This is a genomic window from Celeribacter sp. SCSIO 80838 (assembly GCF_056498065.1).
The window spans coordinates 3656670-3679371 of record NZ_JAZKMA010000001.1 but is presented as its reverse complement, the minus strand read 5'-3'; the positions used below and the strand labels follow the sequence as shown (position 1 = coordinate 3679371).

The window sequence follows — 22702 nt, the reverse complement described above, 5'->3', positions numbered from 1 at the left end:
CCCGGTGGGGAGGCGTCAAAGTCTTGCGGGGCAGGGTGGGCTTATTCCGCCGCGACCCGCACGCCCTTGACCTCTCCGGCCGCGGCCAGAAGTGCGTCGGCGATGAAATCGCAATCCTCTTCCGTGAGGCGCGCCGGAAGCCGGGTGTCGCAGGCTTTCGACAGCATCTCGCGGGTTTTCGGCAGATCGGGCGTCTCGCCCAGGAATTGCCAGTTCCAGAAGGCGCGCGCGTTGTCGGTCGAGAGGCCAAAGACCTGTACAGACACGCCGCGCACCTTCGCCGCGCTCTGGAAGGCCAGAGCCTCTTCGCGGGAGAAATCCACGAGGTTGAACTGGAGGCTGTCGGGTGCACGCAGCTCCTTGTCGAGCTTCGCGGGCACGGTCAGATGCGGCGAGGTTTCAAGACGCGCGGCGGTGTAATCGTGGTTGCGACGCCCGTCGGCGACACGGCGGGGCACCTCTTTCAGCTGCGGGCGCACCAGCACGGCAGACATGTTCGACAGCCGGGTGTTGTAGAGCGGCAGTTGGTTTTGCCACTTGGCGAATTCGGCGGAGAGCGCATTGTCCCGCTGCGGATTGTGTTTCGCCCAGTTGTGTTCGTAAGCGCCGGACATGATGATCGCGCGCGCCATGATCTCCGGATCGTCGCTGATCATGATCCCGCCTTCGCCGGCATTCAAAAGCTTGTAGGACTGGAAGGAGAAACAGCCGATCTTGCCAATCGTGCCGATATTCTGCCCGTCCCAGACGGTGCCGAGCGAATGCGCCGCGTCTTCGATGAGCGGAATGCCCTTGGCGTCGCAGGCGGCCTTGATCACATCCATATCGGAGGTGTGCCCGCGCATGTGGGAAATCATCACCGCGTCGGCGTCTTCCATCTTGGCGTGGAAATCGTCCAGATCGATCCGGTAATTGTCGTTGCACTCGACCAGAACCGGCTTGCAATCGGCATGCACGATGGAGGAGGGCACGGCGGCAAAGGTGAAGGCCGGGATCAGAACCTTGGCGTCGCGCGGCAGGTTCAGCGCCTTCAGCGACAGGAACAGAGCGGCGGAGCAGGAGGCGACCGCGAGCGCATATTTCGCGCCCAGCATCTCGGCGAATTCGCGCTCCAACAGCGTCACGGGCGCATTGCCCGGCGCGGTGTAGCGGAACAGATCGCCCGAGCTCAGAAGCTGCTCGACGATGGCGCGCGCTTCTTCGGGGATCGGTTCGGCGTCGTAGACATTGGGCCCGAGACTCATGATTTTACCTTTTTGAAATTCTTCTTTCGGAATAACTGTAAGTATAGTGCGCGCAAAAATCTACTGCCTCGCCGGGCGGCAGGCGAAATTTCGCAAAAGCTTCACAGAAATACGTGCAAAAAAGGGGGCGCTGAGGCCCCCTTCCCATGGTTCTGTGACTTGGCTCACACGTTGAGCAACAAATGCTCGCGCTCCCAGGGCGAAATGACCTGAAGATAGGCTTCGTTCTCGGCGCGTTTCACCGTGGTGTAGACGCGCACGAAATCCTTGCCCAAAACCTCTTTCATCTGTGTCGCGCTTTCCAGAAGGTCGAGCGCCGAGGCCAGTGTTTCCGGGATGCCCTCGGCGGAATCGTAAGCGTCGCCGATATATTCCGCCCGCGGTTCGCGCCGCTCGATCAGGCCGAGATAGCCACAGGCCAGAGAGGCCGCAATCGACAGGTAGGGGTTCACATCCATCCCCGGCAGACGGTTTTCGATCCGTCGCGCCTCGGGGCCGGAGATCGGTACGCGCAGCCCGGTGGTGCGGTTGTCGCGGCCCCATTCGAGGTTGATCGGCGCGGCGAAATCGCGGACGTAGCGGCGATAGCTGTTCACATAGGGCGCATGGATCGCAATCGTCGAGGCAAGATGGTTCTGAAGCCCCGCGATGAAATGCAGAAACGCCTCGGATTCCGAGCCGTCCGGGTTGGAAAAGATGTTCTCGCCCGTGTTGATGTCCACCACCGAATGGTGAATGTGCATCGCCGATCCCGGCTCGTCCTGAATGGGTTTCGCCATGAAGGTCGCGAAACAATCGTGGCGCAGCGCCGCCTCGCGGATCAGCCGTTTGAAATAGAACATCTCATCGGCAAGCTTCACCGGATCGCCATGGCGCAGGTTCATCTCGATCTGCCCGGCGCCGCCCTCTTGCAGGATGCCGTCGATCTCAAGCCCCTGCGCTTCGGCAAAGTCGTAAATGTCGTCGATGATCGGCCCGTATTCGTCGACCGCCGACATGGAATAGGCCTGCCGCTGCGCCGCGCGCCGACCGGAACGCCCGATCGGCGGTTCCACCGGCTGGTTCGGATCGGTGTTCTTGGCGACGAGGAAAAACTCCATCTCGGGCGCGACGATCGGCTCCCAGCCCTGATCGTGATAAAGCTGCACCACGCGTTTCAAGACGTTGCGCGGCGCGACCGGCACCATCTGGCCGCTCTGGTCGAGCACATCGTGGATCACCTGAAGCGTACAGTCGGCGGTCCAGGGCGCCGCCGTGGCAGTTTCGAAATCCGGCACCAGAACCATGTCCGGTTCGGTGAAGGGCGCATCCGCATCCTCGACCCAATCGCCGTTGATCGACTGCAAAAAGATCGAGTTCGGCAGATAAAAATGCTTTTGCTTTTCGAATTTCATCGCGGGCATGGCCTTGCCCCGCGCGATGCCGGATAGGTCGGCGACGATGCATTCCACCTCGTCGAGCTTGCGCCCGTCCATGAAGTCCAGCGCGGCCTGCGGCAGTTTGTCGAGAAATTCCATGGTCAAAGCGCCTCCCGGCCGCGGGTCAGAAAATCCACCATCAGATCGGCAAAGCGTTTGTCGTCGGTGGGTTCGGTGTTTTCCTTCTGCGCGCGCTCCATGAGGGCGAGCGGATAGGCCGGATTGCCCATGCGCGAGGAAATGTAATCGGCGATGATCGGATTGCTCAGCTCCGGGTGGGGCTGAATCGTCAGAATGCTGTCGCCATAGACCAGCGCCGCGTTTTCACAGAAATCATTGCCCCCCAGAACCTCGGCACCTTCGGGCAGTGCGGTGACCTGATCCTGATGCCAGGCGTTGAGATGGATCGGCCCCAAAGGCGCGATGTCATAGGCTTGCCGCCCGACGGCCCAGCCGCCTTTGAATTTCTCGACCGTGCCGCCAAGCGCTGTGGCGATGATCTGATGGCCGAAACAGATCCCGGTCATGCGTCGGTCGGAGGCATGGATCGCCCGGATCAACTCTTCGAGCGGCGGAATAAACGGGTGATCCTCATAGGCGCCGTGTTTCGAGCCGGTCAAAAGCCAGGCGTCGGCATCCTCAGGGCCTTTCGGAAAATCCATATGTTCGACGTCCCAGTATTCATAGGAAAAGTCCGGGCGGTCGAAGAGCCGTTTGAACATCAGTGGAAAATCCCCGTGAATTTGCGCGACGGGGTCGGGCGCGTGTCCGCATTGCAGAATGCCGAGTTTCATAAGTCACCAAGTGCTTTGGAATGATCCGAAGCTAACGCTTCGCCGCGAACCCGACAAGGGGGCAGGCGGCAAAGCGCAGAAATTTGATCAAATAAACCCGAACACGCTTAAACCGTGTCCAGATAAAGCTCCACCTGTTCCTCAGGTGTGAGGTTCATCCAGTCGCGAAGCTCCTGACGTTTGGTCAGCGTCAGGTTCTGGACCAGTTCGGCGGGGAAGATGCGGCGCATCATTTCCGAGGTTTCGAACTCGGCAATCGCCGTCCCCCAGTCGCCCGGCATCTCGGGCAATTCCTGCGCATAGGCGTTGCCGGTGATCGGCGGTGGGGCTTTCATCTTGTCTTCCATGCCGATCAAAGCCGCGCCAAGGATGGCCGCGATCATCAGATGCGGGTTCACATCGCCGCCCGACACCCGGTGTTCGATCCGCCGCGCCTTGTGCGACCCGCCCGGCACGCGCACCGCCGCCGTGCGGTTGTCATAGCCCCAGCAGATGCGGGTGGGCGCGTGTGCCCCCGGCACCAGACGGTCGTAGGAATTGCCATGCGGTGCAAACATCAGGGTCGAGGCGGGAATGGCGTCAAGACACCCGGCAATCGCATGACGCATCATGTCGGTGCCTGCGTCCGTACCATCGTCAAAGATATTGTCGCCGTTCGCATCGAGCATCGAGAAATGCGTGTGCATGCCGTTCCCGGCATATTCGTCGTAGGGTTTCGCCATGAAGGAGGCGGCAAACCCGTGTTTGCGCGCCAGCCCCTTGACCATCAGCTTGAACAGCCACGCATCGTCGGCGGCCTTGAGCGCGTCGGGCGAATACACGAGGTTGATCTCGAACTGTCCGAGACCCGCCTCGGAAATCGCCGTATCCGCCGGGATGTCCATGGCCTCGCAGGCCTCGTAGAGATCGGTGAAAAACCGGTCGAAGGAATCGAGCGCCCGGAGCGCGAGCGTTTCCGCCCCCGGACGGCGTTTGCCAGAGCGCGGCGAGCGCGGCACACGCAACTGCCGCGAGCTGTCGTCGACGAGGTAGAATTCAAGCTCGGTCGCCACAACAGGCGTCAGCCCCTTGGCCTTGTAACGCTCCAGCACACGGGCCAGAACCTGACGCGGATCGCCATCGAACGGCCGCCCGTCCTCATGGAACATCCACATCTGCAACAGCGCCGTCGGACCTTCGAGCCAAGGCATCGGGATAAACCCGCGCTCGGTCGGCAGCAAAACCCCGTCCTTGTCGCCGCTCTCGAACACCAGCGGGCTGTTCTCAATGTCTTCGCCCCAGATGTCGAGGTTCAGAACGGAGAGGGGAAAGCGCGTGCCCTCGGTCTCCACCTTGTCGGCATAGCGCGCGGACATGCGCTTGCCGCGGGCCTGACCGTTCAGGTCGGCCGCCGCGATGCGGATGGTTTTAATGTCGGGATTCTGGGCAAGCCAACTGTGGGGGGAAGTCATGAGACACCATTAACGAAAGATTTGCGCCAGCATCCGGGGCCGTTTCTGGCGAGGTTGCGGAAGGTGGCGGTTCAGCCGCTTTCCGATCAGGCCATAGACCGTGATGATGCAGAGCGTCGCCACGACGAAATAGCCCGCAAGGATCGGGTAGGGGATGAACGGGTTGAAGGTCTTGTCGGCAAAATAGGAGGCGTAATAAAGCGCGTCGCCCTTTTGCTGCAAGGCCGGGAAACCGGAGAGGAACACGAGCGTTGTCGAGTGGAAGATAAAGATCGCCTCGTTCGTATAGGCGGGCCAGGCGAGCCGCATCATGGTCGGCCAGACGATCCGGCGGAAGCGTTTGAACCCGGTAAAGCCATAGGCATCGGCGGCCTCGAGATCGCCTTTGGGGATTGCCATCAGCGCGCCATAGAAAATCTCGGCGGAATAGGCCGTGGTGTTGAACCACAAGACGATCGCCGCCCCCAGCCATGCGTTCGTCAGATTGCTCAGCATCGGCACCGATTGCTTGATCGTCAGGAACAGGAAATAGGCAAAGAAGAACTGGATGAACAAGGGCGAGCCGCGGAACACGAAAATGAACCACTCTGCGGGTTTGCGGATCAGCGGATTGGACGAGGTCTTCGCAAGCGCCAGCGCCTGTGAGGTGAAGAACCCCAGAAGGATCGCCAGAATCCCGAAATAGATGTTCCAGATCATCCCCGATCCGATCAGGGTCACCTGATCGCAGAGTGTGATCTCCGTGGTCGGCAGGCGGCGTTCGCCATAGCCCAGCGACCGGAAGGCATAGCTTGCAAGCGTTTCGGAACAGCTCATGCCGTGGCACCCGCTTTGCGCATCGCCTCACCGGCGGCGGTGGCCTGACCGCGCGACAGTTTGCGGGTGATCCGGGCGAGCACAATCTCCGAGACTTTCGTAAACAGCAGGTAGAACACCAAAAGCCCGAAGAAATAATACACCCGCCAGTCGCCATGAGGATAATCGGTAAACCGCGCCGTCTTGGTGTTGCCAAGCTCGCGCGCCCAGTAGACCACATCCTCGACACCCAACAGGAACAGCAAAGGCGTGGCCTTGATCAGCACCATCCAGAGGTTCGACAGGCCGGGGATCGCATAGGTCCACATCTGCGGCACCATGATGCGCCAAAACGTCTGGCGCTTGGTCATGCCATAGGCCTCCGCCGTCTCGATCTGGCCATGCGGCACCGCCTTGAACGCGCCCGCCAAGACATTGCCCGCAAAGGCGCCGAACACGATGGCAAAGGTCAGCACGGCAAGGCCGAAGCCGTAAATCTGGTGATAGATCTCGGGCGCGGAATTCAGCGGCAGCTTGGCCGCCGGGCAGACGATGAAATCATTGCCCTGCCGGATCGGCTGATCCCAGTCGGGACAGAGCACCTGATGCCGCGTCCATTCGAAGGCCTGATCGAGGGCGATGACGAAAAACAGGAAAAACACGATGTCCGGCACACCGCGCACGATGGCCATGTAGATGTTCGACAGCCATTTCAGCGGGAAAAAATGCGATCGCGATCCGGCGGCGGCGGCAAAGCCGAAGCTCAGCGCCAGCGGCGCGGTCACGGCCAGAAGCAAAAGCACCGTCCCGAAGGAGGTGTAGAAAGCCATATGCTTTCCGGTCGTCAGGTAACAGCTCAGCCATGCCAGGCGGTCGAGCGTGTCAGGATCGGCGCAATAGGAAAAGATGGGACACCTGTTGGGCAGGGGGACGTGTGGCGGGGCGCGAACGCCCCGCCTCGGAAGATCCGATCAGAAGGTCGGGCTGTCTTCGAGCCATTCCTTGATCAGCGCGTTCAGAGATCCGTCGTCCTTCATGGACTGGATCGCCGCATCGAATTTGGCGCGCAGTTCCGGGTCGGATTTGCGGAAGGCCATGCCGATGCCGCCGCCGAGCGGAACATCTTCGCCCACGAACATCAGGGTGCCTTCGCCGACGACCGGCATCAGCGTGTCCTTGTCGGCCAGAACCGCATCGGCCTCGCCGGAGGTCACGGCGGCGACGCTGTCCTCGAAGTTCGGGAATTCAAGCAGGGTCGCGCCGGTTTCCACCACATGCGCGGACTGGATCGTCGAGGCCTGCGCCGCGACGATGCCCGCATCCACGTCCACGCCTTCGGCCATCGCTGCATAGGCGGACATCGAGGGCGGGGTGTAGTTTTGCGAGAAATCCACCTTTTCCTTGCGCTCGTCGGTGATCGACATGCCCGCGATGATCGCATCGTAGTTGCCGGACAGAAGGTTCGGGATGATGCTGTCCCAGTCGTTGGTCACCCAGGTGCACTCAAGCTCGGCACGTTTGCAAAGCTCGTCGCCCAGAACCCGCTCGAAACCCGCCACTTCGCCATTGTCGTCGATGTAGTTGTACGGAGGGTAGGCGCCCTCCGTGCCCAGACGCACGGTTTCGGCAGACGCAGCACCGGCCAGCAAAGCCATGGCGGCGGCGGAAAGAAGGATCTTCTTCATGTGGTACTCCCCAAAAGTCAGCGCTCTATATGGTTAGGCCGGAACAGTCGCGCTCAGGAACTGTTTCAGGCGTTCGGATTTCGGGGACCCGAACAGGTCGGAGGGATGTCCCTCTTCCTCGATCAGCCCCTGATGAAGGAAAATCACATGGTCCGAGATGTCGGAGGCCATGCGCATATCATGGGTCACGATGATCATCGTCCGGCCCTCTTCCGCCAGCGCCTTGATCACCTTGATCACCTCTTGTTCAAGCTCCGGGTCGAGCGCCGAGGTCGGTTCGTCGAACAGAAGCGCCCGCGGCTCCATGCAGAGCGCCCGCGCAATCGCCGCGCGTTGTTGCTGCCCGCCGGACATCTGTGCCGGGTAAACGTCGCATTTGTCGCCGATGCCCACCTTGTCGAGATACATCCGGGCCTTTTCCTCGACCTCCTTGCGGTCGCGACCCAGCACCGTGATCGGCGCTTCCATGACGTTCTCAAGCACGGTCAGATGCGCCCAGAGATTGAATTGCTGGAACACCATCGACAGGTTGGTGCGAATGCGCATCACCTGTTTCGGGTCAGAGGGCCGCCGGTGCAGCCCTTCGCCCTTCCAGGTGATCGGCTCTCCCTCGAACAGAATCTCGCCCCGCTGGCTGTCTTCCAACAGGTTGGCGCAGCGCAAAAGCGTGGATTTGCCCGACCCCGATGAGCCGATAAGCGAGGTCACATGGCCGCGCGGCGCGGTCATGGACACGCCCTTGAGAACTTCGAGATCGCCATAGGCCTTGTGCAGGTCACGGATCTCGATGACGGGCGTCGCGGGATTTGAGTTATTGGTCAACATTGCCAAGAGTTAGGGCTAATCTTTCAGCAGATGCAATAATGAACGGCATTGTTCCGCTGCGTTGCGTCTGAGTTTTGATCAAATTAAAGGCTCGCGCACAGCCCTTGGGCGAAAAACGCGTGCTTTGTCCCGTTAAAGGGCAGTGTGGCTCATAAACCGGGCAATTCGGGAGATCATCTGGGCAGGGACGCGCGGCGACGATTCCCCGACGTCAGTCACGTTACAACCGCGCCTCGACCCTTTGACGGGCCAAGGCACTGTCGCGGTCGTTGATGCCCAGAAGGTTCGACACCAGCCGCAAAAGCGCATCCTCACCCTCGTCGCGCGTGCCGTCGGCCAAAACCACGGACCACAGCCCCTCCAAAACGCCGATCCGCTCTTCGAACGGCACGGCCTCTTTGATCGCACGGGTGAAGCGCACCGTGTCGGGGGCTTCCGCCTCCAACTGCTCGGCCTCGCCGCGCAGTTTCGCCGCCTCGAACGGCGACAGCGTGTAGCGGCTCATCAGCACCTTGGCGATCCGCTCCGCCTCTTCCGGGTCATAGCGCCCATCGGCGCGGGCGACGCGCACCAAAAGAGCGGCCAAGGCCAGACGCGCGTCCGTATCCGGAAGCTGGGCAGGCTGCGGTTGCAGCAGGGTTTTGAGAAAATCACCGAACATAAGAGCGATATAGGGCAGGGCGCGGCGGCGGGAAAGCCTCCCTGTGCATCACGTTTTAGCGTGCGGACAGGGAGCAAGCCCGAGCCCCCTGTAACGGCTCAATATTTCCGCGGCACATAAAGCTCCGGCGGCAAGACGGCGCGTTCGTAATCCTTCTTGTAGATCCGTTCCGGCAGGTGGATCTCGTCATGCGGAATTTCGTGATAGTCGAACAGCGACAACAGGTGATCGATGCAATTCAAACGCGCGCGTTTCTTGTCATTGCCCTCGACGATATACCACGGTGCTTCCGGGATATTGGTGCGGAAGAACGTGTCTTCCTTGGCCTTGGTGTAATCCTCCCAGCGGATGCGCGATTGCAGGTCCATCGGCGAGAGTTTCCACTGTTTCATCGGGTCGTGAATGCGCATGAGGAATCGCATCTGCTGTTCCTCGTCGGTGATCGAGAACCAGTATTTCACCACCTTGATGCCGGAGCGCACCAGCATCCGCTCAAACTCGGGAACGTCCTGAAAGAACTGTTCCACCTGATCCTCATCGGCAAAGCCCATGACCCGCTCGACGCCTGAGCGGTTGTACCACGAGCGGTCGAACAAAACGACCTCGCCCGCCGCCGGAAGATGCGGCACATAGCGCTGGAAATACCATTGCGATTTTTCCCGGTCCGACGGCGCCGGAAGCGCCACCACGCGCACCACGCGCGGGTTCAGCCGCTGGGTGATCCGCTTGATCACGCCGCCCTTGCCCGCCGAGTCGCGCCCTTCGAACAGCACCACGACCTTCTGTCCGGTCTCCTGCACCCAGTCGTGGAACTTGATCAGCTCCGCCTGAAGCCGCAGCAATTCACGGAAATAGATCGACCGTTCGAGCATGTCGGGATGCTCTTTCTGGTAAATCTTCTTGATCTCCCGCGACAGGATCGAATCCTCGAGCTCAATCTCCCATTCCTCGTCCAGCGTGTCCGCGAGTTCCGCTTCAAGCCAGTCCTGGGCATCCTTGTCAAAGCTCATGATACGTTCCGTCCTTTCCTCATGATCGTCACAATCGGGCCGGTCGGGCCCCTCAGAGCCCGCCTTTACCCATTCTATATGACGGTTTCTTAATGGAAAAGGATCGGCAGCAAGGACGCGACCAAAAGTGCCGCCATCGTCCAGTTAAACGCCACCAAACGCCGCGGATTGGTCAGAAAACGGCGGATTTCCTGCCCGAGCCATGCCCAAAGCGAAATCGCCGGCAGGTTCATCAGCAGAAATCCGAAAGCGACGATCCCCGCAGCAAGCCATGTCGTGTCCTGCGCGTAATTGGTCTGCGCCCCGATCGCCATGATCCAGGCTTTCGGATTGACCCACTGAAACGCTGCCGCCTGCAAAAAACTGAGCGGCTTGCCCGTCGCCTCTTTCTCTCCGGGGGCTGCGGCATGGGCGATCTTCCACGCCAGCCACAGCATATAAAGCACCGCCACGACCATCATCACCTGCCGCAGCACCGGGAAGGTCTCGAAGGCTTCCGCAAGCCCCAAGCCCACGATGAACACCATCAGCGTGAACCCGAAGGCGATGCCGAACATATGCGGCAGGCTGCGGCGGATACCGAAATTCGCCCCCGAGGCCAGCAACATGAGATTGTTCGGCCCCGGCGTGACCGAGGTGACGAAGCCGAAAGCGAGAAGCGCGAGAAAGAGCGTCATATCCATGCCGGTGAGTTTCCATGCCAGAACACATACCGGTGAAATTAGCCTTCCTCCGGCGCAATGACCGTGCAAAGATCGTTCTGAAGATCAAAAATTTGCATGAAATCACGGCTATGGATCGTATTGACGAAGATATATTGCGCGAACTGTCGCGCGACGGGCGGCAAAGCAACCTCGAACTTGCCGAACGTGTCGGCCTGTCGCCTTCCGCCACCTCGCGCCGGGTGAGCGAGTTGGAACGCTCCGGCGTGATCCGCGGCTACCGCGCCGTGACCGATCCGCAAAAGACCGGACGCGGCTTCGTGACCTACATCGCCGTCGGCCTCTCCGCCCATAGCAAGGAGGCGCAAAAGGGCTTCGAGCGCGCCATGGAGGCGGCCTTCGAGGTGAAGGAATGCCACAACATCGCGGGCGCTTTCGAATATCTCCTGCGGATCGAGACCGCGGGGCTTGAGGCCTACAAGCGCTTTCATACGGAGGTTTTGGCCACCGTGCCCAATGTGGCCTCGATCACCTCCTATATCGTGATGGAAAGCCCCAAGGACCTGCGCGGCTGATCTTTTGGCCATTTGCGGGATTTGAGTATTTCTTGCTGCCATGAAGAGGGCGAGCGTGTTAGGTCGGGGCAACAGGAGGCCGCCATGTACCGACCGAACAACTCCGCCATCGATGCCCCCGAGGTTCTGCGCCATGTCATGGCGGAGATCGGCTTTGCCGCTTTGGTGACGCCGCATGAGGCAGGGATCGAGATCACCCATCTGCCGGTCGTGGTGCGCGAGGAGGGCGGGGGGACCGTGATCGAAAGCCATCTGGCGCGGGCTAATCCGCATTGGAAACTGGCGGGGGCGGGGTCTGTTTTGATCTTTCAGGGACCGCAGGCCTATGTCTCGCCGTCGTTTTACCCCTCGAAACAGGAGCATGGCAAAGTCGTGCCGACCTGGGCCTATATCGTGGTCCATGCCCATGGCGCGTATGAGACCTTTGAGGGGGCGGAGGCGCTGGGCGCGCATCTCAATGCGCTGACCGACCGGCATGAGGCAGGTCGCGCGGAACCCTGGTCGGTGGCGGACGCCCCCGTGCCCTATGTCGCCGCTCTGAAACGCGGCATCGTCGGGCTGCGTTTCGTGCCGGAGCGGTTGGAGGGCAAATGGAAGGTGAACCAGCACCGGTCCATGGAAGACCGGCAGGGCACCTATGCGGGGCTGATGTCCTCGGGCGAGCAGGGCGTCGATCTGGCGCAGGCGCTGGCGAGTTTCCCGGAGGGGGAGTGAGGGGCGTATTGGTGACTGAAATTGAATATGATTGGCGAATGCCACAGGGCGCTGACTATGCGCCAGATGAGCCCGAATTCATGGCCGAGTTTGGGCGTGCGCTTGCAGAATGGGGAAATATTGAGCACAGATTAAGCTCTGTTTTCGCGATTGTAATTTGCAGCGCTGAAGTGATGAGTGCGCGATCTGCTTTTCACGCTATCGTAGGGTTTCGCGATAGAATCCAAGTAATAGATAGGCCTCTCAAGATCAAATTTGGTACAAGCGAAGGCCCGCAATGGAGAGAACTAGAGGGTGAGTGGAGCCGCATCTCAGATAGAGTTCAGAAAGCCTCTAGAAAAAGAAATAAATTAGCTCACATGCATGTTTGGCAAGGGCCTACGCTAGGTACTTTGGGTGCTCAGGACATTTCCCGACTGTCCGATTTACCAACAGATCCAAAAGAGAGAAGCAAGTTAGTCGTCACCATCGAAACGCTACGCAGTTATCGAGAGTCTTTTGTGAGTGTTGCAATGAGAATTGAAACTTTTCGTGCCTCACTCCTAGAAGCATATGGCAAGTCGTAAAGATCAATCTGTTCAAAACAAAAGGCGCCCCGTGAGGCGCCCTTTTCCAATCCGGTCTGAGCGAGGGTCTTACCCCTCGATCTCCATGATCATATCGACCCGCGTGCCGTGGCGGCCGCCTTCGAACTCGGCCGAGAGGAAGGCCTCGACGATGTCGAGTGCAAGCCCTTCGCCGATCACTCGCGACCCCATGGACAGCATGTTGGCATCGTTGTGCTGGCGCAGCATCTTGGCGGAATAGGCCTCCGAGCAGACGCCGCAGCGGATGCCCTTGACCTTGTTCGCGGCCAGCATGATGCCCTGACCCGTGCCACAAAGGATGATGCCAAACCGGCAATCGCCCGAAGCCACGAGCTTCGCCGCCGCCTCGCCGTGTTTCGGATAATGCGTGCTCTCCGGCGTGGTCGGACCGATGTCCACCGCCTCCCAGCCGAGGCTTGCCACATGGGCGGCAATGGCCTGACGCAGCTCGATGGCGGCGTGGTCGGAAGACAGCGCGATGCGTTTGTTGTCAGTCATTTGGGACGGTCCTTACACCAGACGGGAGTTTTCTTTCGCAGCCCGGATGAAATCGCGGAACAGGGGCGCGGGGGCGAAGGGTTTCGACTTCAGCTCCGGGTGATATTGCACGCCGATGTACCACGGGTGATCCTTGGCCTCGACGATCTCCGGCAGGCGCCCGTCCGGCGACATGCCCGAGAACACCAGTCCGCAGGCCTCAAGCTTGTCCTTGTACTTGATGTCCACCTCGTAGCGGTGGCGATGGCGTTCCTCGATCTCGGTCGCGCCGTAGATCTCCGCCACTTTCGAGCCTTCCTTGAGGCTCGCGGTATAGGCGCCAAGCCGCATCGTGCCGCCCTTGGCATCATCCGCCTTGCGCTGCACCGTGTGGTTGCCCTGCACCCATTCCTTGAGGTGATAAACCACCGGTTCAAAACGCTTTTTCCCGGCTTCGTGGTCGAATTCCTCCGACCCGGCCGTGGTGATCCCGGCCAGATGCCGCGCCGCTTCGATCACGGCCATCTGCATCCCGAGACAAATCCCGAGGTAGGGCACCTTGCGCTCGCGGGCGAATTGCGCCGCCTTGATCTTGCCTTCCGTGCCGCGCTCGCCAAAGCCGCCGGGCACCAGAATGGCGTCGTAACCTTCCAGATAGGGCGCGGGGTCTTCGTGTTCGAAAATCTCCGCATCGACCCATTCCACATTGACCTTCACCCGGTTGGCCATGCCGCCGTGCGTCAGCGCCTCGCTCACCGACTTATAGGCGTCTTCGAGCTGAACGTATTTGCCGACGATCGCAACCTTGACCTCGCCTTCCGGGTTGAAGATCCGGTCGGCAACGTCGTGCCAAACGGACAGGTCCGGTTTCGGCGCGGGCGCGATGTTGAACGCGTCCAACACGGCCTGATCCAGCCCCTCGCGGTGATAGGCGAGCGGCGCCTCATAGATCGACTTGAGATCCGGCGCCGCGATCACATCCTCCTTGCGAACGTTACAGAACAGCGCGATCTTCTCACGTTCCTTCTGCGGGATCGGATGCTCGGAGCGGCAGACCAGCACGTTCGGCTGCAACCCGATGGTGCGCAGCTCCTTGACGGAGTGCTGCGTCGGTTTCGTCTTCAACTCGCCCGAGGCCGCAATATAGGGCAGGAGCGTCAGGTGCATGAAAATGCATTGGCCGCGTGGGCGATCCTGCGCGAACTGGCGAATGGCTTCGAAGAACGGCAGACCTTCGATGTCGCCCACCGTGCCGCCGATCTCGCAGAGCATGAAATCCACCTCGTCATCGCCGATCTCAAGGAAGTCCTTGATCTCGTTGGTGACGTGCGGAATGACCTGAATCGTTTTGCCGAGGTAATCGCCGCGCCGCTCTTTCTCCAACACATTGGTGTAGATCCGGCCCGAGGACACGGAATCGGTCATCCGCGCCGACACACCGGTGAAGCGCTCGTAATGGCCGAGGTCCAGATCGGTTTCCGCCCCGTCATCGGTGACGAACACTTCGCCATGCTCGAACGGGCTCATCGTCCCGGGGTCGACGTTCAGGTAAGGGTCGAGTTTGCGCAACCGCACCGAATAGCCGCGCGCTTGCAACAAAGCGCCGAGGGCGGCCGATGCGAGACCTTTCCCAAGCGAAGAAACAACACCGCCGGTGATGAAAACATAGCGTGCCATGGGCTGGAGAGGCTCCCGTGATAGTCCGAATTCTTGTCTTAACGTTATTCCAAAAGCCAATTTAGCCGATCTCATCGACCGGTTGGCCCCTGCTCGAAACAACGTGGTTCACGGGATTTAAGAAATAACAGATTCGGTCCGCCCGCGCAACCAAACCGCAACATGTTGAGGGGAATTTCCCCTCAACTCTCAAGGTTTTGTTAATCTTTAGGAAAGATCAGTCGGCGCGCGGCGGTGCGACAGGCGCATCCGTCGACGACGGCGGCAGAAGATCGCTGCCCGACGGCAGAGCCGGGGTTGTGCTGTCTTCGGCCGGAACGGTCTCTTCGGTTGCAACGCCGTCCATCACGGAGGTGGAGGCCGCATCTTTGCGCGCCAGAACGGTCAACGTCACCGAAGTGATGATAAACCCGATGGCAAAAAGCCAGGTCAGCTTGCTCAGTGCCGTGGCCGCAGCCCGGCCCGTCATGACGTCGCCGCCACCGCCCATGCCAAGACCGCCACCCTCGGATCGCTGCAAGAGCACAATGCCGATGAGGCAGAGCGCGAGGATCAGGTGGATGACGAGAATGACATTTTCCATGGATCAGGCCTTTGAGGTCGTACGATGGGGCTACTTAAGGGGTCTCATGGCCTCGCGCAACCCTGATCTGGCCCGATGGGCCGGACAAAACCGTCGGGACTTGTGTTTCCGGCAGGCGTGCGCATTCTGACCCCATGACCGAGACATTTTTCATCCGCCCCGCCACGCATCAGGACGCTTTGCCCATTGCCGAGGTTCAGGTCGCCGTTTGGCGCTCTGCCTATCGCGGCCTTTTGCCCGATGCGCTCATTGACCGGATGACGGTGCCGGATCGGGAAAAAGGCTGGGCGAAAATCATCGACAGCTATGAAGCTTCGGGGCGAGGGGCGGTTTTTGTTGCGGTGCAAAACGATACGGTCGCGGGCTTTCTCTCCTGTGGCGATCAGCGCAACGCCGATCTCGTCAACGATTTCGCCGGTGAATTTTCGGCGATTTACGTCGCCTCCCCGCGCCAAGGCCTCGGCTCTGCGTTGATGGCCAGGGGCGCTCAGGCGCTTCGAGCCATGGGGCATGAGGCCGCCGCCCTTTGGGTGTTGACGGAGAACATGCCAGCGCGCGCATTCTACGAGGCTTTGGGCGGGAAACAGGTCGCCGAGCGGATCGACTTGCGTCCCGAAGCTGGGATCGACGAGGTCGCTTATGGCTGGGATACGCTCTCTGTTCTCGCCGCGCGGGCATAATCCGCCTCGATCTCCAAAAGCCTTTGCTTGCGCCACAATCCGCCGCCATAGCCGGTCAGCGATCCGTCCGCGCCGATCACCCGGTGGCAGGGAATGAGAATCGCAATCTGGTTCGCCCCGTTGGCCCGCGCCACCGCCCGGCTCGCCGTCGGACGTCCGATCCCGGTCGCAAGCGCGCCATAGCTGCGCGTCTCGCCTGCCGGAATCTTGCGCAAAGCGTCCCAGACCTGCCCGTAAAACCCGCTGCCGTGATAGGCGAGCGGCACGGTGAACCCGGCGCTCTTGCCGTCGAAATACGCCGTCAATTCCCGCGCCGTCTGGTCATGGATCGCCGTCCGCCCGAACCCAAACCGCCCTTTCGCCCCCTCCGCGAGTTTCCGCAGCTCGGTCGGCAGCGCCTTGCGGTCCATGAATTCCAAAAGATGCAGGCGGTGGTCGTCCGCCACCGCGATCATCGGCCCCAGTGGCGTGTCGATCCAGTCGATGCTCAACAGCGGATCGGCGCTCAGCGTGCCGGGGGCCATGCCCAAAAGCGCGCCCACCCGCGCCCGGAATGCCGAGGCCGAGGAGAACCCCGCCTCAAGCCCCGCTTCGAGAACCGTGCCGCCCTCGCTCATCACCTCAAAGCCTCGCCGGAGCCGCTCAAGACGCGCGAGCTCCAGAAAGCTCATCCCGAAATGCCGCTTGAATGCCCGGCGCACTGTGCCCCGGTCATATCCCATCGCGGTCACATCCGCCTCCGACCAGCGATGCTCCGGGCGTTGCCCGAGCGCGGTGAGCAGCTCCTCGATCACCGGCTCCGCATCCGTCGCGGCCTTCAATGGCTGGCAGCGTTTGCAGGGCCGAAACCCCGCCTCGATGCAGGCGCCGAGGCTGTCGAACCAGCGGCAGTTCTCGGGCTTCGGTTTGCGTGCCGGGCAGGTGAAGCGGCAGAACACGCCGGTCGAGGTCACGCCCACCCAGGCGCGGCCTTCGTAAGACGGGTCGCGGGTGAGGAGCGCGGTATAGAGCGTGTCGGCGTCGGGAAGATCGAAAAGTGTCATGCGGCAAGAGTAGCCGCAATGCGCGTACCTGTCCGCCGGGAAAGCGGCGTCGATTTTCGCTCTCGTGCGGTGCGTGTCGGGGTCCGACAAAAGTCCGACGCAAATCCGACGCTTTGCCGACCGGTCAAAACAGCGCAGTTTTCGGTTTCATCGCCCGACACGGATCGCTATACAGCTCCGGGCTTCATCCAATCCAAAGGACTCATTATGGCTAATGTCGTCGTTGTCGGCGCCCAGTGGGGTGACGAGGGGAAAGGCAAGATCGTGGACTGGCTCTCGGAGCGCGCGGACATCATCGCGCGGTTTCAGGGCGGTCACAACGCTGGCCACACGCTTGTCATCAACAACCAGGTTTACAAGCTGAACGCGCTGCCCTCGGGCGTTGTGCGCGGCGGTAAGCTGTCGGTGATCGGCAACGGGGTCGTGCTCGACCCGTGGCACCTCGTCAACGAGATCGCCAAAATTCGTGAGCAAGGCGTTGATATTTCGCCGGAAACTCTGATGATCGCGGAAAACACCCCGCTGATCCTGCCGATCCACGGCGAACTGGATCGCGCCCGCGAAGAGGCAGCAAGCAAAGGCACCAAGATCGGCACCACCGGCCGCGGCATCGGCCCGGCTTACGAAGACAAGGTGGGCCGTCGCTCCATCCGCGTCGCCGATCTCGCCGATGACGCGACGCTCGAAGCCCGCGTCGACCGCGCCCTTCAGCACCACGATCCGCTGCGCAAGGGCTTGGGCATCGAACCCGTCGATCGCGAGCGTTTGTTGAATGATCTCAAAGCGATCGCCAAAGAAATCCTGCCCTATGCCGGTCCGGTTTGGAAGGTTCTGAACGAGCAACGCAAAGCCGGCAAGCGCATCCTGTTCGAAGGCGCCCAAGGCGCGCTTCTCGACATCGACTTCGGCACTTATCCGTTCGTGACCTCGTCCAACGTGATCGCCGGTCAGGCCGCCACGGGTGTGGGCATCGGCCCGACCTCCATCGACTATGTGCTTGGAATCGTTAAGGCTTATACCACCCGCGTGGGCGAGGGCCCGTTCCCGACCGAGCTTCTCGATGCAGATGGCGAGCGTCTGGGCACCCGTGGTCACGAGTTCGGCACGGTGACGGGCCGCAAACGCCGCTGCGGCTGGTTCGACGCCGCGCTTGTGCGTCAGACCTGCGCCACCTCCGGCGTGACCGGGATCGCCTTTACCAAGCTCGACGTGCTCGACGGGTTCGACACGCTGAAAATCTGCGTGGGCTACGAACTCGACGGCGAAGTGCTTGATTATCTTCCCTTTGCTGCCGAAGATCAGGCGCGTTGCACGCCCGTCTACGAAGAAATGCCGGGCTGGGCCGAGTCGACCGAAGGCGCGCGGAGCTGGAACGATCTTCCGGCCAACGCCGTCAAATACGTCAAGCGCGTCGAAGAGCTGATCGACTGCCCGGTGGCGCTTCTGTCCACCTCGCCCGAGCGCGACGACACCATCCTCGTCACCGACCCGTTCGCGGATTGATGGCGCTCTCGTACAAAGCCCGCAGGCGTCTGGCGCTTCTGGTGCTGGTGCTCGGCCTGCCGCTCTATATCGTGATGGCCGTGACCATCATGAACTGGATCGACCGGCCGGGGCTTTGGATCGAGCTTGGGGTTTATATCGGACTCGGCGTGCTTTGGGCCTTTCCGCTCAAGGCGGTGTTCAAAGGCATCGGCCAACCCGACCCGGACACCTCCGACGATCAGAACACATAAAAAAGGCCGCCTCTCGGGGCGGCCTTTCTCTTTGCTTTGAAACGCATTTATTGCGGTTTGAACCGCGTGGTGTCGGCCACCGTAAACTGGCCCCGGCTTTGCTTGCGGATCTTGCCCTGACGCAAAAGCTGCCCGAAAGAGCGCAGGCGTTCCTCGACGGGAACCTCCCCTTCCATCGCTTCCTGCGCCAGATGCATGATCTGCGGCCGGGTCACCGTTTCGCGGCCCTGCACGAAATTCGAAAACGCCGCAGCGGCTTCGAGGATGTCGGCGAGGCTTTCGGCGCCTTGCGCTTCGGCGAAATCGGCGAAGGTGACGCCAGTGCCCGGAGCGGTTGTGCTGATCTCTTCGACCGTGTCGAGCGCTTCGGTTTCCTGCACCGCCAGAGCCGCGCGGGACACGCGGCGCGGGCGCACCGGGGTGATGTTGGCACCATTCGGCAGGTCTTTCGGCGTGTCGATGCGCTGTTCGGACACCAGCATCAGCGGCGGCAGTTGCCGACGCGTCTGACCGGCACCCTCGGGGCGGCGGGGGCGTACGACGCGGGCGAGATCTTCCTTGTAGACCTCAGCTTCGTCTTCCTCGGCGACATCGCCTTTTTCGTTTTTCTCGGCGCGGATCGCGGTCACGGCGGCTTTCAGATGCTGGATCGCGTTGCGGCGGCGGGTGTTCTCGCCCTTGGCCATCTCGCGGTCGGTCTCATCCATCAGGCGCGACATCGAGGCGTCGGAGGTGTCGAAGACATTGCGCGTGTCGCTGTCGTCCTCGGTCTCGTCCTCTTCGGCGAAGAGCGCGGCGGGGGCCTCGTCTTCGATGTCTTCTTCGATCTCGTCGTCTTCCTCGACCTCGGCGGCGATAGCAACCTCGGCCAACTCACGCATCAGCTCGTCTTCGTCTTCCGCGTCGAGCGTGGAGGTGCCAAGTTCACGGCGCAGCGTTTCGGTCAGCGCTTCGGACGCCTCGGCGGATGTGTCCTCTTCGTCACCCTCTTCAACCGGTTCTTCCACTGCGGTTTCCGCTTCGAAATCGGCGCGGCGCATTTTCACCACACGGGCGCGGACGCGTTGCAGCGGATCGTTGACGGTCTCTTCGACCTCGTCCTCAGCGGGCTCGACCGGACGCGTGGCCTCGGCGATGTCGGCGGCGAGATTGGGGTCCATTTCGTGCAATTCGGCATCGCCGTCCGCCGTGTCCTGAGCGATCTCGTCGGCAATCTCCTCAGAGATTTTCTCTTTCTCTTCTGCGGCTTGCAGCGACGAGAGCACATTGCCGAGCGTGGCGTCTTCGTCTGCCTCTTCGGGCAGGTCCTCGGCCATCTCCTCGATCGCCGGGGTGTCCTCGTAGCTCTCTTCGACCGCCGGGGCTTCGTTCTCGAGCGCTTCGAGCTCCGTTTCGACCTCGTTCGCCTCTTCCGCTACGTTTGTGACAGGGGCGTCCACGATGTCGTCGTTCATCTCCGCGATGATCGCAGCGGCTTCCTGGAAAGGCGCGGCGATGCGCGACGGTTTCTCGACTTCTACCGTTTCGACAACCGGGGTCTCCTCGGGCGCGACCTCGGACATGTCTTCCTCGAAAGCCATCTCAACCGCAGAGGCGATCTCTTCGATCTCCGAAGCGCTTTCCGAAACCGGCGCGTCTTGAGGTTCGGCTTGCGCCATGTCGATCATCGGAGCGACCGCCGACAGGTCTTCCTCGACCTCCGCGGCACCCTCGTCCTCGAAGTGTTCCGGCATCGCGGGCGCGCCAAAGTTCATCGCGGCGTTTTGATCCTCGGCGAAATCCGCCTGATTGCGTTGTGCAACGGCGGCGCGGATGCGTTCGAGCTTGTCGGCAATCGAGATTCCGGCCAGATTCCCAGCCAGTGCCGCCTTGGCGGCGGCCGGTTGCGGCTTGGGCGTTTCGACAGGAGCAGGTTCGGAAACGGTTTCGACGACGGCAACATTGACGGGAGCATTCGTCAGTTTCGCCACAGGTACGGGAGCTTCAGCGGCAACCGGCGCGGCAGGGGGCTGCGTCGTGGTCGTCACGGTGGAGGCCGCAGAGTGAGGGCTTTGGTCCTGCTCCATCTGGCGCAGCACCAGCCCGCCTTCCTGCATATGGGCCTCGACGCGACGCTGGATTTCCTTTTCGGCAATGGAACTCAGCATCTGCGGATCGGGGGTCGGCGGTTCCGCGCCGAAATAGCGATCGTCTGCGGCGAGGTCGCGGAAATATTCCGCGATGGACCGCATCGTGTTGAACGGATCGTCAAATCCCTCCAGCGTACAGGAGAAAGTTCCGTAGGATACGGTCAGAATTTTACTGTCACTCACCATGCCAATACTCACTTTCTGCACTTGCTCAGCAGTCTCTTGTTTACCATGAATTGGTTCGCAAATCGGAACAAAACCGGGAAATGGTCGTGATCTTTTCCTGTCCAAAATGTGGCAAAGAGGTTAACGAGTCGGTCATGGACCCTATTGAACCCGTTCTGAACACACAAGAAAACGTCACTTTGCTGGGCGGCGGCGCGGTGCGGGCCGAACGGCTCGAAGAGGCGCTGACTTTCGCGCCAAGGCTTGTTGCCGCCGATGGCGGGGCGTCCAAGGCCTTGATGCTCGGGCACATGCCGGATTGCGTGGTCGGGGATTTCGACAGTCTCGGGGACGAGAGTCGGGCCCGGATCGCGCCGGAGCGATTGTTTCATATTCCCGAACAGGACAGCACGGATTTCGAAAAAGCGCTGACCCGCGTGCGCGCGCCCATGATCATCGGTGTCGGATTTACCGGCGCGCGGATCGACCATGAGCTGGCGGTCTATGCGACGCTTGCACGGTTCCCGGACCGGCGGTGCATCATTCTCGGCGAGGAGGACCTCTGTTTCATGGCTCCGCCCGTCCTGAGGTTGCCGACCATGCCCGAGGATCGCATCTCGCTCTTTCCGCTGGGGCGGGTGACGGGGCGTTCGGAGGGGTTGCAGTGGCCGATCGAGGGGATCGCCTTCGCGCCCGACGGACGGGTCGGTACGTCGAATAAGGCCGACGGGGCACAGGTCACGCTGAGCTTCGATGCCCCGGGTATGATGGTAATCCTGCCGCGTGCGAGGCTTGGGACGGATCTGATCGGGGGGCTGGTGGCGGCCCCGGACTGGGATGGCGCGGACTGGGGTTAAACCGCGTTGGGATCGGCGGGGATCGCGGGTTTGCGCTGGTTCACCCGCTCGCGGTGGATGATGTAAAGCCCGGAGGCGACGATGATCGCGATGCCGAGCCAGACCATGGGGACGGGGAAGTCGCCGAAGATCACAAAGCCGGCCAATGTGGAGAAGGCCAGCTCCAGATAGGCGAGCGGCGCGATCGTGGCCGAGGGGGCATGGCGCAGCGCCAGTGTCAGGCCTTGGTGCGAGATGGTCGCGGCGATCCCCACCCCCGCCAGCCACATCCAGTCCCATCCCGAGGGCCAGCTCGGATCGAGCGGCCCGCCGGAACCGTCGAAGATCACGAGGAGCGGCAGGGCGAGGATCAGGGCCGCAACGGCGGTGGTGGTTTGCAGTGCAATCGGGTGATAGTGGCGCAAGGCCCGGGTCACCAGCATGTAACAGGCGAAGAAGAACCCGGCGGCCAGTGGCAGCAGGGCGGCGGAGCCGAAGGCCAGAAGCCCCGGGCGCACCACGACCAGTACGCCGAGAAAGCCGGTGAGCGAGGCGATGAGACGGCGCGGGCCGACCTCTTCGCTGAACAGGGCCCAGCCGAACAGCAGCAGGATGAAGGGCTCGACGAAGGTGATGGCCAGCGCATCGGCCAGCGGCATGACCGAAACCGCCCAGACGAAGGCGAAGGTGGCGGCCAGTGTGAACAGCCCGCGCAGAAAGATCAGCGCCGCATCGCGTCTGGAGTGCAACAGCGGCAAGCCGAGCCAGAGCGCGAAGGGCAACAAAAGCCCCCCCTGTACGAGAAACCGTGCCGCCGTGATCTGCCCGACGGCATGGTGATCGGCGGCGAGTTTGGCAAAGACGTCGATGATTGGCGCTACGGCGCAATAGACGAGCATCATCGCCATGCCGAACACGGGACGGTCTTCTGTTGGAGTGTGGCGGTTTGTCATGC

The 22702-nt window shown here is 61.4% G+C and carries 24 protein-coding genes; 7 read left to right on the top strand and 17 right to left on the bottom strand.

Annotated elements, in window-relative coordinates; genetic code table 11:
- Positions 1–41: 41 nt before the first annotated feature.
- The 11 genes from V1475_RS18445 to V1475_RS18395 form a co-directional block, all read right to left on the bottom strand.
- Positions 42–1244, bottom strand: coding sequence for a DegT/DnrJ/EryC1/StrS family aminotransferase (locus tag V1475_RS18445; RefSeq protein ID WP_479413900.1), 1203 nt, complete (start codon positions 1242–1244; stop codon positions 42–44).
- 164 nt (positions 1245–1408) lie between these two features.
- Positions 1409–2761, bottom strand: a complete 1353-nt coding sequence (locus V1475_RS18440) for a glutamine synthetase family protein (RefSeq protein ID WP_434286384.1) — start codon at positions 2759–2761, stop codon at positions 1409–1411.
- Positions 2762–2763: 2 nt separating this feature from the next.
- Positions 2764–3456 (bottom strand): type 1 glutamine amidotransferase, encoded by a 693-nt coding sequence (locus tag V1475_RS18435; protein WP_479413899.1) that lies wholly within the window; start codon positions 3454–3456, stop codon positions 2764–2766.
- A 107-nt stretch (positions 3457–3563) separates the two neighbouring features.
- A complete protein-coding gene (locus V1475_RS18430) occupies positions 3564–4907 on the bottom strand; it encodes a glutamine synthetase family protein (protein WP_479413898.1) in 1344 nt (447 codons plus the stop codon).
- A gap of 9 nt (positions 4908–4916) precedes the next feature.
- Positions 4917–5723: an ABC transporter permease gene (locus V1475_RS18425; RefSeq protein WP_066704389.1), complete on the bottom strand. Its 807-nt coding sequence runs from the start codon at positions 5721–5723 to the stop codon at positions 4917–4919.
- A complete protein-coding gene (locus V1475_RS18420; RefSeq protein ID WP_479413999.1) occupies positions 5720–6610 on the bottom strand; it encodes an ABC transporter permease in 891 nt (296 codons plus the stop codon). The genes V1475_RS18425 and V1475_RS18420 overlap by 4 nt, the downstream gene beginning before the upstream one ends.
- Before the next feature lie 63 nt (positions 6611–6673).
- Positions 6674–7387, bottom strand: coding sequence for a transporter substrate-binding domain-containing protein (locus tag V1475_RS18415; protein WP_434286388.1), 714 nt, complete (start codon positions 7385–7387; stop codon positions 6674–6676).
- Between the two features lie 33 nt (positions 7388–7420).
- Positions 7421–8212: an ABC transporter ATP-binding protein gene (locus V1475_RS18410; RefSeq protein WP_479413897.1), complete on the bottom strand. Its 792-nt coding sequence runs from the start codon at positions 8210–8212 to the stop codon at positions 7421–7423.
- A 220-nt stretch (positions 8213–8432) separates the two neighbouring features.
- Positions 8433–8873, bottom strand: a complete 441-nt coding sequence (locus tag V1475_RS18405; RefSeq protein ID WP_434286389.1) for a tellurite resistance TerB family protein — start codon at positions 8871–8873, stop codon at positions 8433–8435.
- Positions 8874–8971: 98 nt separating this feature from the next.
- Positions 8972–9883 (bottom strand): polyphosphate kinase 2, encoded by a 912-nt coding sequence (gene ppk2 / locus V1475_RS18400; protein ID WP_479413896.1) that lies wholly within the window; start codon positions 9881–9883, stop codon positions 8972–8974.
- An 89-nt stretch (positions 9884–9972) separates the two neighbouring features.
- The gene (locus V1475_RS18395; protein WP_479413895.1) at positions 9973–10566 is read right to left on the bottom strand and encodes a LysE family translocator; all 594 of its coding nucleotides are present in this window, start codon (positions 10564–10566) and stop codon (positions 9973–9975) included.
- A 110-nt stretch (positions 10567–10676) separates the two neighbouring features.
- Between V1475_RS18395 and V1475_RS18390 the strand changes: the two genes are divergently transcribed.
- The 3 genes from V1475_RS18390 to V1475_RS18380 all read left to right on the top strand — a co-directional run bounded on the left by V1475_RS18390 (position 10677) and on the right by V1475_RS18380 (position 12400).
- The gene (locus V1475_RS18390; RefSeq protein WP_096807166.1) at positions 10677–11120 is read left to right on the top strand and encodes an Lrp/AsnC family transcriptional regulator; all 444 of its coding nucleotides are present in this window, start codon (positions 10677–10679) and stop codon (positions 11118–11120) included.
- A gap of 84 nt (positions 11121–11204) precedes the next feature.
- On the top strand, positions 11205–11834 hold the full coding sequence (locus V1475_RS18385) for an FMN-binding negative transcriptional regulator (RefSeq protein ID WP_479413894.1): 630 nt from the start codon (positions 11205–11207) through the stop codon (positions 11832–11834).
- An 11-nt stretch (positions 11835–11845) separates the two neighbouring features.
- Positions 11846–12400, top strand: a complete 555-nt coding sequence (locus V1475_RS18380; protein WP_479413893.1) for a hypothetical protein — start codon at positions 11846–11848, stop codon at positions 12398–12400.
- Between the two features lie 69 nt (positions 12401–12469).
- Here the strand turns inward: V1475_RS18380 and rpiB are convergent, their stop codons facing one another.
- From rpiB to secG, 3 genes are all read right to left on the bottom strand, one after another.
- Entirely contained in the window at positions 12470–12919 is a 450-nt protein-coding gene (rpiB, locus tag V1475_RS18375; RefSeq protein ID WP_479413892.1) for a ribose 5-phosphate isomerase B, read from the bottom strand.
- A gap of 12 nt (positions 12920–12931) precedes the next feature.
- Positions 12932–14575 carry a CTP synthase gene (locus tag V1475_RS18370; protein ID WP_434286394.1) on the bottom strand — a complete coding sequence of 548 codons (1644 nt, stop codon included), beginning with the start codon at positions 14573–14575 and terminating at the stop codon, positions 12932–12934.
- A gap of 217 nt (positions 14576–14792) precedes the next feature.
- Positions 14793–15158, bottom strand: coding sequence for a preprotein translocase subunit SecG (secG, locus tag V1475_RS18365; RefSeq protein WP_479413891.1), 366 nt, complete (start codon positions 15156–15158; stop codon positions 14793–14795).
- A gap of 134 nt (positions 15159–15292) precedes the next feature.
- On the opposite strand from secG, the gene V1475_RS18360 reads away from it, so the two are divergent.
- Positions 15293–15838, top strand: coding sequence for an N-acetyltransferase family protein (locus V1475_RS18360; RefSeq protein WP_479413890.1), 546 nt, complete (start codon positions 15293–15295; stop codon positions 15836–15838).
- Here V1475_RS18360 and V1475_RS18355 read toward each other — a convergent pair.
- Positions 15796–16881, bottom strand: coding sequence for a bifunctional transcriptional activator/DNA repair enzyme AdaA (locus V1475_RS18355; protein ID WP_479413889.1), 1086 nt, complete (start codon positions 16879–16881; stop codon positions 15796–15798). The two genes, V1475_RS18360 and V1475_RS18355, sit on opposite strands and share 43 nt — an antisense overlap.
- A 207-nt stretch (positions 16882–17088) precedes the next feature.
- Here V1475_RS18355 and V1475_RS18350 point away from each other — a divergent pair, with 207 nt between their 5' ends.
- Together V1475_RS18350 and V1475_RS18345 are read left to right on the top strand one after the other, a co-directional pair.
- Complete coding sequence (locus V1475_RS18350) at positions 17089–18384, top strand: adenylosuccinate synthase (protein WP_434286398.1); 1296 nt, start codon at positions 17089–17091, stop codon at positions 18382–18384.
- Positions 18384–18617: a DUF2842 domain-containing protein gene (locus V1475_RS18345; RefSeq protein ID WP_479413888.1), complete on the top strand. Its 234-nt coding sequence runs from the start codon at positions 18384–18386 to the stop codon at positions 18615–18617. The genes V1475_RS18350 and V1475_RS18345 overlap by 1 nt, the downstream gene beginning before the upstream one ends.
- A gap of 47 nt (positions 18618–18664) precedes the next feature.
- Here the strand turns inward: V1475_RS18345 and V1475_RS18340 are convergent, their stop codons facing one another.
- A complete protein-coding gene (locus tag V1475_RS18340) occupies positions 18665–20932 on the bottom strand; it encodes a hypothetical protein (RefSeq protein WP_479413887.1) in 2268 nt (755 codons plus the stop codon).
- Between the two features lie 134 nt (positions 20933–21066).
- Here V1475_RS18340 and V1475_RS18335 point away from each other — a divergent pair, with 134 nt between their 5' ends.
- The gene (locus tag V1475_RS18335) at positions 21067–21768 is read left to right on the top strand and encodes a thiamine diphosphokinase (protein ID WP_479413886.1); all 702 of its coding nucleotides are present in this window, start codon (positions 21067–21069) and stop codon (positions 21766–21768) included.
- Here the strand turns inward: V1475_RS18335 and V1475_RS18330 are convergent.
- On the bottom strand, positions 21765–22700 hold the full coding sequence (locus V1475_RS18330) for a DMT family transporter (protein WP_479413885.1): 936 nt from the start codon (positions 22698–22700) through the stop codon (positions 21765–21767). The two genes, V1475_RS18335 and V1475_RS18330, sit on opposite strands and share 4 nt — an antisense overlap.
- Positions 22701–22702 lie beyond the last annotated feature (2 nt).